The sequence below is a fragment of the Pantoea sp. FN0305 genome, assembly GCF_050113845.1.
Lineage (GTDB): Bacteria > Pseudomonadota > Gammaproteobacteria > Enterobacterales > Enterobacteriaceae > Mixta > Mixta alhagi.
On sequence record NZ_JBNJSN010000002.1, the window covers coordinates 243,054 to 255,857 of the forward strand.

The window sequence follows — 12,804 nt, forward strand, 5'->3', positions numbered from 1 at the left end:
CAGCCATGTTGGATTATGAGGTTGTACGTTTTATCTGGTGGCTGCTGATCGGTATTTTGCTGATTGGCTTTGCGGTCACCGATGGTTTTGATATGGGCGTGGGCATGCTGTCGCGCATTCTCGGACGTACCGATACGGAACGCCGGGTCATGATCAATAGCATTGCGCCGCACTGGGATGGAAACCAGGTCTGGCTGATTACCGCCGGCGGCGCACTGTTTGCCGCCTGGCCGATGGTCTATGCCGCCGCCTTTTCCGGTTTCTACGTTGCGATGATTTTAGTGCTGGCCTCGCTGTTTTTCCGGCCGGTGGGCTTTGACTACCGGTCGAAAATTGAAGATTTGCGCTGGCGCACGCTGTGGGACTGGGGCATTTTTATCGGCAGCTTTGTTCCGCCGCTGGTGATTGGCGTGGCGTTTGGCAACCTGTTGCAGGGCGTGCCTTTCCATATCGACGCCTATCTGCGTCTCTACTACACCGGTAATTTCTTCCAGCTGCTGAATCCGTTTGGTCTGCTGGCGGGCGTGGTTAGCCTGACGATGATCCTGACGCAGGGCGCAACTTACCTGCAGATGCGCACCCATGGCGAGCTCTGTTTACGCGCTCGTGCCACTGCGCAAATCTGTGCGCTGATCATGCTGGTTGCCTTTGCGCTGGCGGGCGTTTGGGTGGTTTACGGCATTGATGGCTACGTAGTGACCAGCACGCTGGATCATGCCGCATCCTCAAATCCACTTAATAAAGAAGTGGCGCGCGAAGCAGGCGCCTGGCTGATTAATTTCAAGCAGCATCCGCTGCTGTGGCTGATTCCGGCGCTGGGCGTGGCGTTGCCGCTGTTCACCGTCGTCTGTTCACGCATCGGGAAGGGCGGCTGGGCGTTTCTGTTCTCTTCGCTGACGCTGGCCTGCGTTATTTTGACCGCTGGCGTAGCGATGTTTCCATTCATTATGCCCTCCAGCATCCAGCCTGACATGAGCCTGACCATGTGGGATGCCACGTCAAGCCTGTTGACGCTGAAGCTGATGCTGTTTGTGGCGATGATCTTTGTGCCGCTTATCCTGATTTACACCAGCTGGTGTTACTACAAAATGTTCGGACGTATCACTAAAGAACATATTGAAAGCAACACTCATTCACTCTATTAACGGAGGCGTTAAACCATGTGGTATTTTGCCTGGATTCTTGGAACGCTATTGGCCTGTGCCTTCGGGATTATCACCGCGCTGGCGCTGGAGCATGTAGAAGATAGCGCCCAGCAACAGGATAAACCCTGATGCGTCAGCAGCTACAACAGCTCTATTTCATCATGGATAAGCGCCCGCTGCGGGCGCTTTCTCTGGTGCTGGCATTGCTGCTGGCAGGCTGCCTGTTCTGGGATCCGACGCGTTTTGCCGCCAGCACCAGTTCGCTCACCGTCTGGCAGGGTTTTTTACTGATATGGGCGGTATGCGCTGGCGTGGTGCATGGCGTTGGATTTCATCCTCGACGGGTACGGTGGCAGATGTTTTTCTCGCCGCTGTTGGCCCTGATTGCCCTCTCGCTGGGAACGTTCTTTTTCTTTTTTTGATGCGATTGCAGGCCTGAAACATGAGTACAGGCTCAGGCCTGCCTGACGCTGAAAATTTATGTCAGCAAACGTCTGTTTAGCGCCGTTTTTTTTCAATGATTATCCTGCCATTTTTGTCAATAGTTTCCATTCTATAATTATTTTCTCCACGCTCTGGTGACCCATTCCAAAGCCGTTTGCACTTGCGTATAGTAGCAACGTTTAAAAAGCATTACCGGGATGTAAAGTGAGTACAACGCTGTTTCGATGGCCGGTGCGTGTCTATTACGAAGATACCGATGCCGGTGGGGTGGTTTACCACGCCAGCTATATCGCTTTTTATGAACGAGCGCGTACGGAGATGCTGCGCCAGCATCATTTTCATCAGCAATCGCTGCTTGAACAGCAGATTGCTTTTGTTGTACGTCGAATCACGGTTGATTATATTGCCGCCGCGCGACTGGATGATATGCTTGAAGTGCAGAGCGAGGTGACGTCGATGACCCGTGCCACTATGACGTTCAGGCAACGCATCGTTAATGCAGAAGGCAAATTGCTCAATGAGGCAGAAGTCCTTATCGCCTGCATCAACCCACACCTAATGAAGCCAATAGCGCTTCCCAAGTCTATTGTCGCGGAGTTCAAGCAGTGACTGACATGAATGTTCTTGATTTGTTCCTGAAGGCAAGCCTTCTGGTTAAACTTATCATGTTAATTTTGATCGGGTTTTCCATTGCGTCCTGGGCGATTATTATCCAGCGCACCCGCATTCTTAACGCGGCGGGACGCGAAGCGGAAGCGTTTGAAGACAAATTTTGGTCGGGCATTGAGCTATCCCGCCTTTATCAGGAAAGCCAGGCGCGTCGCGATGAGCTAACCGGTTCAGAGCAGATCTTTTACGCCGGTTTTAAAGAGTTTGCGCGTTTGCATCGCGCCAACAGCCATGCGCCGGAAGCGGTGCTGGAAGGCGCCAGTCGGGCAATGCGTATCTCAATGAACCGCGAGCTGGAAAGCCTGGAAAACCATATTCCCTTCCTTGGCACCGTGGGTTCCATCAGTCCTTATATTGGCCTGTTTGGTACCGTGTGGGGGATTATGCACGCCTTTATCGCGCTGGGCGCGGTGAAGCAGGCCACGCTGCAGATGGTTGCGCCGGGTATTGCCGAAGCGCTGATTGCGACCGCTATCGGCCTGTTTGCCGCTATCCCTGCCGTAATGGCGTATAACCGCCTGAACCAGCGCGTTAACAAACTGGAACAGGGTTATGACAACTTTATGGAAGAGTTCACGGCTATCCTGCACCGTCAGGCATTCTCCAGTGAGAATAAAAAGTAAGCAGAGGTGACGTATGGCCAGAACGCGTGGTCGCGGTCGTCGCGATCTGAAGTCTGAAATTAACATCGTTCCGCTGCTGGACGTGCTGCTGGTGCTGCTGCTGATTTTTATGGCCACGGCGCCCATTATCACCCAGAGCGTTGAAGTGGATCTGCCGGACGCCACGGATTCTAAAACGGTGTCCAGTGATGATAATCCACCGGTGATCGTAGAGGTTTCCGGCGTTGGGCAATATAGCCTGGTTGTCGATCACGATCGTATGGAGCAGTTGCCTTCAGAGCAGGTGGTGGCGGAAGCACAGCGCCGACTGGAAGCGAATCCGAAAACGGTATTTCTGATTGGCGGCGCAAAAGATGTGCCCTATGACGAGATTATCAAGGCGCTGAACCTGCTGCACCAGGCGGGTGTGAAATCAGTCGGCCTGATGACGCAGCCAATTTAATTATTCCGTAACCGTTTTTTGGGAACCGAGCGTGTCGAAGGCATCCGAACAAAACGATAAGTTAAAACGCGCGATAATCATCTCAGTGATATTGCATATCGTCCTGATTGCATTACTGATTTGGAGTTCGTTTAACGAAAAAATCGAGGCCAGCGGTGGCGGTGGCGGTAGCGATATTGATGCCGTTATGGTCGACCCAGGTGCGGTGGTTGAGCAGTATAACCGCCAGCAAAATCAGCAAAGCGACAGCCAGCGCGCCGAGCAGCAGCGTCAGAAGCAGGCGCAGCAGCAGGCGGAAGAGCTGCAGCAAAAGCGCGCAGCTGAGCAGCAGCGATTGAAAGAGTTGGAAAAAGAGCGGCTTCAGGCGCAGGAAGAGGCGAAACAACAGGCCCAGGCGCAGGCTGAACAGCAGCGCCAGGCGGAAGAAGCCACCAAACGCGCCGCAGAGCAGCAAAAAGCTGCAGAAGCCGCTGCAGCGAAAGCGAAAGCCGCAGCCGAAGCGAAAGCAGAAGCGGCAGAGCAGGCCAAAGCCGCGGCAGCAAAAGCGAAAGCAGAGGCGGCGGAGCAGGCCAAAGCCGCGGCAGCGAAAGCGAAAGCAGAGGCGGCGGAGCAAGCTAAAGCTGCGGCAGCGAAAGCGAAAGCAGAGGCGGCGGAGCAAGCCAAAGCTGCGGCAGCGAAAGCGAAAGCAGAGGCGGCGGAGCAAGCCAAAGCTGCGGCAGCGAAAGCGAAAGCAGAGGCGGCGGAGCAGGCTAAAGCGGCGGCTGCTGAGGCAAAGGCCAAAGCGGCGCAGGAAGCAAAAGAGAAAGCGGCTGAGGCCAAGGCCAAAGCGGCACAGGAAGCAAAAGAGAAAGCGGCCGCTGAGGCAAAAGCCAAAGCGGAAGCGAAAGCAAAAGCCGCCGCTGAAGCTAAAGCGAAGGCAGCGGCTGAAGCGAAGAAAAAAGCAGCGGCGGAAGCCGCCAGCGACAGCAGCGCGGTTGATGATTTACTGGGCGGCCTGACCTCAGGTAAAAACGCACCGAAAACCGGCCAGGCTGGTGGCGGTGCGGCAGGGAAGGGCACTCAGAAAAAATCAGGCGCTTCCGGCGCGGCGATTGACAGCTATCTGGGACAGGTAAAAGGCGCGATAGAGAGTAAATTCTACGATGCCGATACCTTTAAGGGGCGCACCTGTGACGTTCGTATCAAGCTGGCGCCTGATGGTTTGCTGATTTCAGCTACGGCGGCGGGCGGCGATGCGGCGTTGTGTCAGGCGGCGATCAATGCGGCGCGTATGGCGCGTATGCCTAAACCACCAAGTCAGGATGTCTGGCAGGCGGTAAAAGATGCGACGCTGGAATTCAAGCCGTAAGAATGCAGTAACAAATGGCAGGTTGAACTATGGTTAGCTTGCCGTACTCTGTATGGTTTTAGTTAATCGTCGTCAGGAACAGTGCGAATTATCGAGAACATGGCGTTCAGATAAGGGAGAGAAAATGAAGCAGGCACTACGTGTAACCCTAAGCTTTTTTCTTCTTCTGTGGGCAGCAGTGCTGCATGCAGAAGTACGCATCGAAATCACCCAGGGGGTGAATACGGCGCGTCCGATTGGTGTTGTGCCGTTTAAATGGGAGGGGCCGGGCGCGGCGCCGGAAGATATTGGCGGCATTATCGCTGCGGACTTACGCAACAGCGGTAAATTCAATCCGCTGGATCGTTCTCGTCTGCCACAGCAACCTGGCAGCGCGGCGGAAGTGCAGCCAGCCGCCTGGACCGCGCTGGGTATTGATGCCGTCGTGGTGGGGCAGATTCAGCCGGGTGCTGATGGCAGCTATACGGTCTCTTATCAGCTGGTGGATACTTCCGGCTCGCCGGGTACCGTGCTGGCGCAAAATCAGTACAAAGTCACCAAACAGTGGCTGCGTTATGCCGCGCATACCGCCAGCGATGAGTCTTTTGAAAAGCTGACCGGCATTAAAGGCGCATTCCGTACCCGTATCGCTTATGTGGTGCAGACCAATGGCGGCCAGTTCCCTTATGAACTGCGCGTAGCGGATTATGATGGCTATAACCAGTTTGTGGTACACCGTTCACCACAGCCGCTAATGTCACCGGCCTGGTCACCGGACGGCAGCAAGGTGGCCTATGTTACGTTTGAGAGCGGCAAGTCTGCGCTGGTAATTCAAACGCTGGCTAACGGTGCGATTCGTCAGGTTGCCTCTTTCCCGCGTCACAACGGTGCGCCAGCCTTCTCGCCGGACGGTTCTAAGCTGGCGTTTGCGCTCTCTAAAACCGGCAGCCTTAACCTTTATGTAATGGATCTGGGATCGGGTCAGATTCGTCAGGTGACCGATGGTCGCTTTAACAGCACCGAACCTACCTGGTTCCCGGATAGCCAGAGCCTGGCGTACACTTCGGATCAGGCCGGACGTCCACAAATTTATAAAATTAATGTCAATGGCGGCGCGCCGCAGCGTATTACCTGGGAAGGTTCACAAAACCAGGACGCTGACGTTGCTACTGACGGCAAATCTATGGTGATGATCAGCACCAACGGCGGCGCTCAACACGTCGCCAGACAAGATCTGGAAACGGGAGCCGTTCAACAATTAACGGACACGTTCCTGGATGAGACGCCAAGTCTCGCACCTAACGGCACGATGGTAATCTATAGCTCTACTCAGGGGATGGGTTCCGTGTTGCAGTTGGTTTCGACAGATGGGCGTTTCAAAGCGCGTCTTCCGGCGACTGATGGACAGGTCAAATTTCCTGCCTGGTCGCCGTATCTGTGATGCATGTGTAAATATGTATGGCAAACTAATAACAGGATTTAGAAATGCAACTGAACAAAGTGCTGAAAGGTTTAATGCTGGCTCTGCCGGTAATCGCTGTAGCTGCATGTAGCTCGCACAAAAACAACGACAACGACCAGACCAACGGTATGGGCGGCGCTGATGGTGCATACGGTAGCGGCAATGGCATGAACGGCGGCAACATGTCTTCTGACGAGCAGGCGCGTCTGCAGATGCAGCAGCTGCAGCAGAACAACATCGTTTACTTTGACCTGGACAAATATGACATCCGTTCTGACTTCGCTCAGATGCTGGATGCGCACGCGACTTTCCTGCGTAATAACCCGTCCTACAAAGTTACCGTTGAAGGTCATGCGGATGAGCGCGGTACGCCGGAATACAACATTGCACTGGGCGAGCGTCGTGCTAACGCAGTGAAGATGTACCTGCAGGGTAAAGGCGTTTCTGCCGATCAGATCTCTATCGTTTCTTACGGTAAAGAGAAGCCTGCGGTTCTTGGTCATGACGAAGCGGCTTACTCCAAAAACCGCCGTGCCGTCCTGGTATACTAAGAGAGTCACATGATTAGTAGCTTCAGACCTCACTTGTTGAGTCTGTCGTTACTGATTGGCTTAGCGGCCCCCTGGGCCGCTAATGCTCAGGCATTAATCAGTAGCGTCGGCTCCGGCTCGGTAGAAGACCGTGTCACCTCCCTTGAGCGCATTTCCAATGCACAGGCTCAGCTTCTTCAACAGCTTCAACAGCAGCTTAACGCAACGCAAAGTGATATCGATTCGCTGCGTGGGCAGATTCAGGAAAACAGCTATCAACTGAATCAGGTTGTTGAGCGGCAAAAACAGATCTATCAGCAAATTGACAGCCTGAGCAGCGGCGCTGCGGCGGCGAGCAGTAATGCTGCCCCTGATGCCGGCGGTGATACTGCAGCGGCCCCGGCAGAGACAGGTGCAACGTCAGCGGCACCGGTACAAAGCGGTGACGCCAATACTGATTACAACAGCGCCGTTGCGCTGGTACTGGAAAAGAAACAGTACGATCAGGCTATTGCAGCGTTCCAGGCTTTTGTGAAGAAATACCCTGATTCAACCTATCAGCCTAATGCAAATTACTGGCTGGGACAGTTGAATTACAACAAAGGCAAAAAGGATGATGCGGCATATTATTTCGCTACCGTGGTGAAAAAATATCCGAAATCACCAAAAAGCTCGGAAGCGCTGTATAAGGTGGGCGTTATCATGCAGGACAAAGGTGATAACGCAAAAGCCAAAGCTGTTTATCAGCAGGTCATTAAACAGTATCCAAATACCGAAGCAGCCAAACAGGCGGAAAAACGCGCTGCCAGCCTTTAAGCGCGTAATAATGACCAGATTTCGCTGGATTTCTGGTCTTAACGCATGAAAGGTAAGCAGTTGAACCTTCTGTGGGAAAATAGTGGTTGCGCTGGAAAGGTAAATCAGTAATATATGCCGCCGTTGACGAGGCTTAAGCAATTAGGTTTCGGACGGCAAAAAGTGGGTCGTTAGCTCAGTTGGTAGAGCAGTTGACTTTTAATCAATTGGTCGCAGGTTCGAATCCTGCACGACCCACCACTTAAAGCCGTACCCGATGTAGATCGGCAGGAAGCGAACCTCATTTCTTCCTGAACAGCAGTAACCGCATTGCGGGTCGTTAGCTCAGTTGGTAGAGCAGTTGACTTTTAATCAATTGGTCGCAGGTTCGAATCCTGCACGACCCACCATTATTAAAGCAGTACCCGGTGTAAATCGGCAGGAAGCGAACCCCGTTTTTTTCCTGAACAGCAGTAACCGCATTGCGGGTCGTTAGCTCAGTTGGTAGAGCAGTTGACTTTTAATCAATTGGTCGCAGGTTCGAATCCTGCACGACCCACCATTATTAAAGCAGTATCCGGTGTAAATCGGCAGGAAGCGAACCTGCAGCAGGTTCGGGTCGAGCATAAGCGAGACAACGTTGCCAGCGGCAACGGCCCGAAGGGCGAGGCGCAAGCCGAGTTATCCTGCACGACCCACCATTATTAAAGCAGTATCCGGTGTAAATCGGCAGGAAGCGAACCTGCAGCAGGTTCGGGTCGAGCATAAGCGAGACAACGTTGCCAGCGGCAACGGCCCGAAGGGCGAGGCGCAAGCCGAGTTATCCTGCACGACCCACCATTATTAAAGCAGTATCCGGTGTAAATCGGCAGGAAGCGAACCCCGTTTCTTCCTGAACAGCAGTAACCGCATTGCGGGTGATTAGCTCAGTTGGTAGAGCACCTCCCTTACAAGGAGGGGGTCGGCGGTTCGAACCCGTCATCACCCACCATCGGGTCGTTAGCTCAGTTGGTAGAGCAGTTGACTTTTAATCAATTGGTCGCAGGTTCGAATCCTGCACGACCCACCAGTGTAGAAAGGCGCCCTAAAGGCGCCTTTTTGCTATGCAAAATCGGCAGGATGAGAACCTGCAGCAGGTTCGGGCCGAGCGAAGCGAGACAACGTTGCCAGCGGCAACGGCCCGCAGGGCGAGGCGAAGCCGGGTTATCCTGCACGACCCACCAGTGTAGAAAGGCGCCCTAAAGGCGCCTTTTTGCTATGCAAAATCGGCAGGATGAGAACCTGTATTCACCACGCTATTTTTTTGGCCCCAGATTTTTCCAGATATGCATTACCGCATAGCTGCGCCACGGTTGCCAGGCCACAGAGCGTGCCTCTGCCTGCTTTGCGCTGATCTTGCCAAGGGTATTGCGCACCACAATATCGCCAGCGGGAAAAGCATCTGGCCAGCGCAACGCGCGCATGGCGATATAGGCAGCCGTCCAGTCACCGATGCCCGGCAGCTGCTTAAGCTTTTGCATCATTTCTTCGGGGTGAGTACAGGTATCCAGTTGCAGATCGCCCTGGGCACAGGCGGCGGCCAGCGCCAGAATAGAACGCGCCCGGGCGCTGACAATGCCCAGGCTGGCGATCTCGTCAATGCTCGCCTCAGCAATACGCTGCGGCAGGGGAGCGAGACAGTTAAGCTCAGGGAAAGGCGTTTCAAACGCCTCACCAAAGGCGCTGACAAAACGGCCTCCCAGCGTCGTGGCTGCTTTAACCGTAATCTGCTGACCCAGAATAGCGCGTACCGCCATTTCAAAGCCGTCAAAAGCCCCCGGGACTCGCAGGCCGGGATCGCCATCGATGCTGGCGGTTAGCAAAGGATCCTGGCGTAAACGCTCGTCAATACACTGCGGATGCGCATTAAGATCGAATAAATTACGCAGACGTCGCAGCAACGCAGGCAGCGCCCCGGTCAGCGCGTGCGAAAACTCTACCTGCAATGCGTTTTTCTGCGGAGCATGGGTCACACAAATCCAGCCGCGATAGCGCCCCAGCTGCACTGTTCTGAGGTAGCGAGTCTCATCAACCCACTCCACATTCTTTAACGCACGCAGGCGAAGAAAGTCGAGCATGGTCTGCCAGTTATAGGGGGGCCGATAACCCAACAGCAGGGTGGATGAACCTAAATGACCGAAATCTTTTTCTCCGGTAGCGGCTTCTTTACGCAGATGGCTGGGCGGCATACGATAACGCGCATTAAAAACATCGTTGAATCGGCGTAGGCTACTAAAGCCGCTGGCGAAAGCGACTTCGGTGATGGGCAGGCGCGTTTCGGTCAGCAGCTGCTTAGCCAGCAGCAGGCGGCGCGTCTGTTTCAGCTCAAGCGGGGAAACCCCCAGCTCCTGCTGCACAATGCGTCGTAGCTGGCGCAGGCTAAGATGGAACCAGGCGGCAACCTCTTCCAGGCTGCTGACTTCATCAATCATGCCTTCATCAATACGCTGCAACAGCAGATCGGTTATCCGATGGGCGCTGTCAACTGGCGCATTGCCTGGTGCCAGCTCAGGACGGCAGCGCAGACAGGGGCGAAAATCAGCCTTTTCCGCCGCTTCGGCACTGGCAAAAAAACGGCAGTTCTCCCTTCGCGGCGCTTTCACCGGACAAACAGGGCGACAATAAATGCCGGTCGAAGTTACGCCAACATAAAACAGGCCGTCAAAGCGTGTGTCTTTAGAGGTCAGGGCTTGATAAGCGGTATCGCCGTTAATCATTGTCTTGCTCCGCCAGAGGTCATAAACCTTATCTTATGCTCTGGTTTAGTATAAAACTCGCTGTTTTCGGACAGGCATATTTTTTGTTCTGCTGACCGGAAACAGCGAGTAAGCGCCAGAGAAGGCGCGATAATAAGCAAACAGTGCGAGTGAACGGAGGTAAATACCATGAGCTACTACAGCAAAAAAATGGCGTCGCCGGTTGGTGAGTTAACGCTGTTCGCCAGCGAACGCGGGCTGGCTGCGGTGCTGTGGCCCAATGAACTGAGACGCATCCGGCTGGTTCCGGTAACGGAAGATCCCCGGTATCCTCTGCTGCTGGAAGCAGAACGTCAGCTTAACGCCTATTTTAACGGCGAGCTGCGGCAGTTTACCGTGCCGCTCGATTTTAACGGCACCGAATTTCAGAAAAAGGTCTGGCAGGCGCTGGTGGCGATTCCCTATGGAGAAACGCGCAGCTACGCTGACATTGCCCGGGCGATAGGCCATCCTGGAGCGGTAAGAGCGGTCGGTGCCGCCAACGGCAGAAACCCCGTTTCTATTATTGCTCCCTGCCATCGGGTCATTGGCTCTAACGGCAAATTAACCGGATTTGCCGGTGGTCTGGAGGCCAAGGCTTTCCTGTTGGCGATTGAAAAGCCTGACCTGCTGAGCCAGTGAAAGACGCGGCGCGCCTGTTTCACCAGCCGCCGCCTAAAACGCGCGACAGCGGCCTCGTTTTCCATTATCTTGTTTAGCATAAAAAACAGATGTGGGTTTTTATGCCGTTATACAACGGTGTAAATGCTAAATAAGTTAAATTGATAAAACGAGAGCGCTGAATGAGCCTGTTGCCCGATTTCAATGACTTCTATCCTTTCCCGCCCAAACCGGGTCGCCTGACCGCTGATGAAAAACAGCACTATCGCGAGAAAATTAAACGTCTGCTGCGTGAGCGTAATGCGGTAATGGTGGCCCACTACTATACCGATCCAGAAATTCAGGCGCTGGCGGAAGAAACCGGCGGCTGCGTGGCCGACTCGCTGGAAATGGCGCGTTTCGGCAGCGCCCATTCCGCTTCAACATTATTGGTTGCTGGCGTGCGCTTTATGGGTGAAACGGCAAAAATCCTCAGCCCGGAAAAAACGATTCTGATGCCTACGTTACAGGCGGAATGTTCGCTGGATCTCGGCTGCCCGATTGATGCGTTCAATGCCTTCTGCGACCAGCATCCTGACCGCACCGTCGTGGTTTATGCTAATACCTCGGCGGCGGTAAAAGCGCGGGCTGACTGGGTGGTCACCTCCAGCATTGCCGTTGAGCTGATAGAACATCTTGACAGCCTCGGCGAGAAAATTCTGTGGGCGCCGGACCGACATCTTGGACGTTACGTGCAGCAGCAAACCGGAGCCGACATGCTGTGCTGGCAGGGCGCCTGCATTGTTCATGATGAATTTAAAACCCAGGCGCTGCAGCAAATGAAAGCGCTGTATCCGCAGGCGGCGGTGCTGGTTCATCCGGAATCGCCGCAGGCGATAGTGGATCTGGCCGATGCGGTTGGCTCTACCAGTCAGCTGATTCAGGCGGCGAAAACATTGCCGCATCCGCAGATGATCGTGGCTACCGATCGCGGCATTTTCTATAAGATGCAGCAGGCGGTGCCGGAAAAGGTTCTGCTGGAAGCGCCTACCGCAGGCGAAGGCGCAACCTGCCGCAGCTGCGCGCACTGTCCCTGGATGGCGATGAATGGTCTGCAGGCGATTGCAGAAGGGCTGGAGCAGGGCGGTAAGGCGCATGAGATCCATGTGGATGAGGCACTGCGTGAGCGGGCGCTGCTGCCGCTTAACCGTATGCTATCTTTTGCAGCGGAACTTAAACTTAACGTAAAGGGTAATGCCTGACGGCTTACTTCAGGGTGCCAGGATGGACTTTTTAAGCACGCAAAACATTCTGATTCACATTCCGCTGGGCAAAGGCGGTTACGACTTATCATGGATTGAGGCGATTGGCACTCTGGCGGGTCTGCTTTGTATCTGGCTGGCCAGCCGGGAAAAAATCATCAATTATCTGTTTGGGCTGATCAACGTCACGCTGTTCGCCATTATCTTTTTCCAGATCCAGCTCTATGCCAGCCTGCTGCTGCAGCTGTTTTTCTTTGCCGCCAATCTTTATGGCTGGTACGCCTGGAGCCGACAGGAGGGAAACCAGGCGGCGTTGCAGATTCGCTGGTTACCGCGCAACAAAGCGCTTGGCTGGGGCGTGGGCAGTCTGCTAGCGATAGCCTTAATGACGTTATGGATCGACCCGGTGTTCGCTTTCCTGACCGAGGTGGCCGTGATGCTGATGCAGGCGCTGGGGCTACAGGTCACCATGCCGGAACTGCAGCCTGATGCCTTCCCGTTCTGGGATTCCACCATGATGGTGTTATCGATCGTGGCGATGATTCTGATGACGCGTAAATATGTCGAGAACTGGCTGCTGTGGGTTGTGATTGATGTGATCAGCGTGTGGATTTTTGCCCGTCAGGGCGTCTATGCCATGTCGCTGGAATATCTGATTTTGACGCTGATTGCGTTAAATGGCAGCTGGCTGTGGATCAAAAGCGCGCGTCAGCATCAACGCGCGCGTTAAA

The 12,804-nt window shown here is 54.3% G+C and carries 14 protein-coding genes, 5 tRNA genes and 3 other RNA genes; 21 read left to right on the forward strand and 1 reads right to left on the reverse strand.

The features are described 5' to 3' along the window. Window positions 1-5 precede the first annotated feature (5 nt). The 18 genes from cydB to ACQE3Y_RS05295 all read left to right on the forward strand — a co-directional run bounded on the left by cydB (window position 6) and on the right by ACQE3Y_RS05295 (window position 8,660). Window positions 6-1,145 (forward strand): cytochrome d ubiquinol oxidase subunit II, encoded by a 1,140-nt coding sequence (gene cydB / locus ACQE3Y_RS05210; RefSeq protein ID WP_426981018.1) that lies wholly within the window; start codon window positions 6-8, stop codon window positions 1,143-1,145. A 15-nt stretch (window positions 1,146-1,160) separates the two neighbouring features. Beyond that, window positions 1,161-1,274 (forward strand): cytochrome bd-I oxidase subunit CydX, encoded by a 114-nt coding sequence (cydX, locus tag ACQE3Y_RS05215; RefSeq protein WP_085067578.1) that lies wholly within the window; start codon window positions 1,161-1,163, stop codon window positions 1,272-1,274. Next, window positions 1,274-1,567, forward strand: a complete 294-nt coding sequence (ybgE, locus tag ACQE3Y_RS05220) for a cyd operon protein YbgE (RefSeq protein ID WP_426974115.1) — start codon at window positions 1,274-1,276, stop codon at window positions 1,565-1,567. Before cydX ends, ybgE begins: the two co-directional genes overlap by 1 nt. A gap of 226 nt (window positions 1,568-1,793) precedes the next feature. Further along, the gene (gene ybgC / locus ACQE3Y_RS05225) at window positions 1,794-2,198 is read left to right on the forward strand and encodes a tol-pal system-associated acyl-CoA thioesterase (protein ID WP_250652134.1); all 405 of its coding nucleotides are present in this window, start codon (window positions 1,794-1,796) and stop codon (window positions 2,196-2,198) included. Continuing rightward, a complete protein-coding gene (tolQ, locus tag ACQE3Y_RS05230) occupies window positions 2,195-2,881 on the forward strand; it encodes a Tol-Pal system protein TolQ (protein ID WP_085067575.1) in 687 nt (228 codons plus the stop codon). The genes ybgC and tolQ overlap by 4 nt, the downstream gene beginning before the upstream one ends. Window positions 2,882-2,894: 13 nt before the next feature. Further along, window positions 2,895-3,323, forward strand: a complete 429-nt coding sequence (gene tolR / locus ACQE3Y_RS05235) for a colicin uptake protein TolR (protein WP_038627352.1) — start codon at window positions 2,895-2,897, stop codon at window positions 3,321-3,323. Between the two features lie 31 nt (window positions 3,324-3,354). Further along, complete coding sequence (gene tolA / locus ACQE3Y_RS05240) at window positions 3,355-4,671, forward strand: cell envelope integrity protein TolA (protein WP_426981019.1); 1,317 nt, start codon at window positions 3,355-3,357, stop codon at window positions 4,669-4,671. 124 nt (window positions 4,672-4,795) lie between these two features. Further along, window positions 4,796-6,091: a Tol-Pal system beta propeller repeat protein TolB gene (gene tolB, locus ACQE3Y_RS05245; RefSeq protein WP_426974117.1), complete on the forward strand. Its 1,296-nt coding sequence runs from the start codon at window positions 4,796-4,798 to the stop codon at window positions 6,089-6,091. 44 nt (window positions 6,092-6,135) lie between these two features. Then, a complete protein-coding gene (gene pal / locus ACQE3Y_RS05250) occupies window positions 6,136-6,663 on the forward strand; it encodes a peptidoglycan-associated lipoprotein Pal (protein WP_085067572.1) in 528 nt (175 codons plus the stop codon). Between the two features lie 9 nt (window positions 6,664-6,672). After that, on the forward strand, window positions 6,673-7,458 hold the full coding sequence (gene cpoB, locus ACQE3Y_RS05255) for a cell division protein CpoB (protein WP_426974118.1): 786 nt from the start codon (window positions 6,673-6,675) through the stop codon (window positions 7,456-7,458). A 164-nt stretch (window positions 7,459-7,622) separates the two neighbouring features. After that, window positions 7,623-7,698 (forward strand) — tRNA-Lys (locus ACQE3Y_RS05260). Window positions 7,699-7,771: 73 nt separating this feature from the next. Next, a tRNA-Lys gene (locus ACQE3Y_RS05265) sits at window positions 7,772-7,847 on the forward strand. Window positions 7,848-7,923: 76 nt separating this feature from the next. Continuing rightward, window positions 7,924-7,999 (forward strand) — tRNA-Lys (locus tag ACQE3Y_RS05270). 12 nt (window positions 8,000-8,011) lie between these two features. Next, a non-coding RNA gene (locus tag ACQE3Y_RS05275) (RtT sRNA) lies at window positions 8,012-8,138 on the forward strand. Between the two features lie 12 nt (window positions 8,139-8,150). Then, a non-coding RNA gene (locus ACQE3Y_RS05280) (RtT sRNA) lies at window positions 8,151-8,277 on the forward strand. A 75-nt stretch (window positions 8,278-8,352) separates the two neighbouring features. Continuing rightward, a tRNA-Val gene (locus ACQE3Y_RS05285) sits at window positions 8,353-8,428 on the forward strand. 2 nt (window positions 8,429-8,430) lie between these two features. After that, window positions 8,431-8,506: transfer RNA gene (locus ACQE3Y_RS05290), tRNA-Lys, on the forward strand. Between the two features lie 29 nt (window positions 8,507-8,535). Further along, window positions 8,536-8,660, forward strand: a non-coding RNA gene (locus ACQE3Y_RS05295) — RtT sRNA. A gap of 72 nt (window positions 8,661-8,732) precedes the next feature. Here ACQE3Y_RS05295 and ACQE3Y_RS05300 read toward each other — a convergent pair. Continuing rightward, window positions 8,733-10,193 carry an AlkA N-terminal domain-containing protein gene (locus tag ACQE3Y_RS05300; RefSeq protein WP_426981020.1) on the reverse strand — a complete coding sequence of 487 codons (1,461 nt, stop codon included), beginning with the start codon at window positions 10,191-10,193 and terminating at the stop codon, window positions 8,733-8,735. Between the two features lie 168 nt (window positions 10,194-10,361). On the opposite strand from ACQE3Y_RS05300, the gene ACQE3Y_RS05305 reads away from it, so the two are divergent. The 3 genes from ACQE3Y_RS05305 to pnuC all read left to right on the forward strand — a co-directional run bounded on the left by ACQE3Y_RS05305 (window position 10,362) and on the right by pnuC (window position 12,803). Then, window positions 10,362-10,853: a methylated-DNA--[protein]-cysteine S-methyltransferase gene (locus ACQE3Y_RS05305; RefSeq protein WP_426981021.1), complete on the forward strand. Its 492-nt coding sequence runs from the start codon at window positions 10,362-10,364 to the stop codon at window positions 10,851-10,853. Between the two features lie 161 nt (window positions 10,854-11,014). Beyond that, window positions 11,015-12,073: a quinolinate synthase NadA gene (gene nadA, locus ACQE3Y_RS05310; RefSeq protein WP_426974120.1), complete on the forward strand. Its 1,059-nt coding sequence runs from the start codon at window positions 11,015-11,017 to the stop codon at window positions 12,071-12,073. A 22-nt stretch (window positions 12,074-12,095) separates the two neighbouring features. Further along, the gene (gene pnuC, locus ACQE3Y_RS05315) at window positions 12,096-12,803 is read left to right on the forward strand and encodes a nicotinamide riboside transporter PnuC (protein ID WP_250652140.1); all 708 of its coding nucleotides are present in this window, start codon (window positions 12,096-12,098) and stop codon (window positions 12,801-12,803) included. Window position 12,804 lies beyond the last annotated feature (1 nt).

Coding starts and splice junctions, on each gene's coding strand:
- cydB (WP_426981018.1), top strand. CDS start 6: ATGTTGGATTATGAGGTTGTACGTTTTATCTGGTGGCTGCTGATCGGT.
- cydX (WP_085067578.1), top strand. CDS start 1,161: ATGTGGTATTTTGCCTGGATTCTTGGAACGCTATTGGCCTGTGCCTTC.
- ybgE (WP_426974115.1), top strand. CDS start 1,274: ATGCGTCAGCAGCTACAACAGCTCTATTTCATCATGGATAAGCGCCCG.
- tolR (WP_038627352.1), top strand. CDS start 2,895: ATGGCCAGAACGCGTGGTCGCGGTCGTCGCGATCTGAAGTCTGAAATT.
- tolB (WP_426974117.1), top strand. CDS start 4,796: ATGAAGCAGGCACTACGTGTAACCCTAAGCTTTTTTCTTCTTCTGTGG.
- pal (WP_085067572.1), top strand. CDS start 6,136: ATGCAACTGAACAAAGTGCTGAAAGGTTTAATGCTGGCTCTGCCGGTA.
- cpoB (WP_426974118.1), top strand. CDS start 6,673: ATGATTAGTAGCTTCAGACCTCACTTGTTGAGTCTGTCGTTACTGATT.
- ACQE3Y_RS05300 (WP_426981020.1), bottom strand. CDS start 10,193: ATGATTAACGGCGATACCGCTTATCAAGCCCTGACCTCTAAAGACACA.
- ACQE3Y_RS05305 (WP_426981021.1), top strand. CDS start 10,362: ATGAGCTACTACAGCAAAAAAATGGCGTCGCCGGTTGGTGAGTTAACG.
- nadA (WP_426974120.1), top strand. CDS start 11,015: ATGAGCCTGTTGCCCGATTTCAATGACTTCTATCCTTTCCCGCCCAAA.
- pnuC (WP_250652140.1), top strand. CDS start 12,096: ATGGACTTTTTAAGCACGCAAAACATTCTGATTCACATTCCGCTGGGC.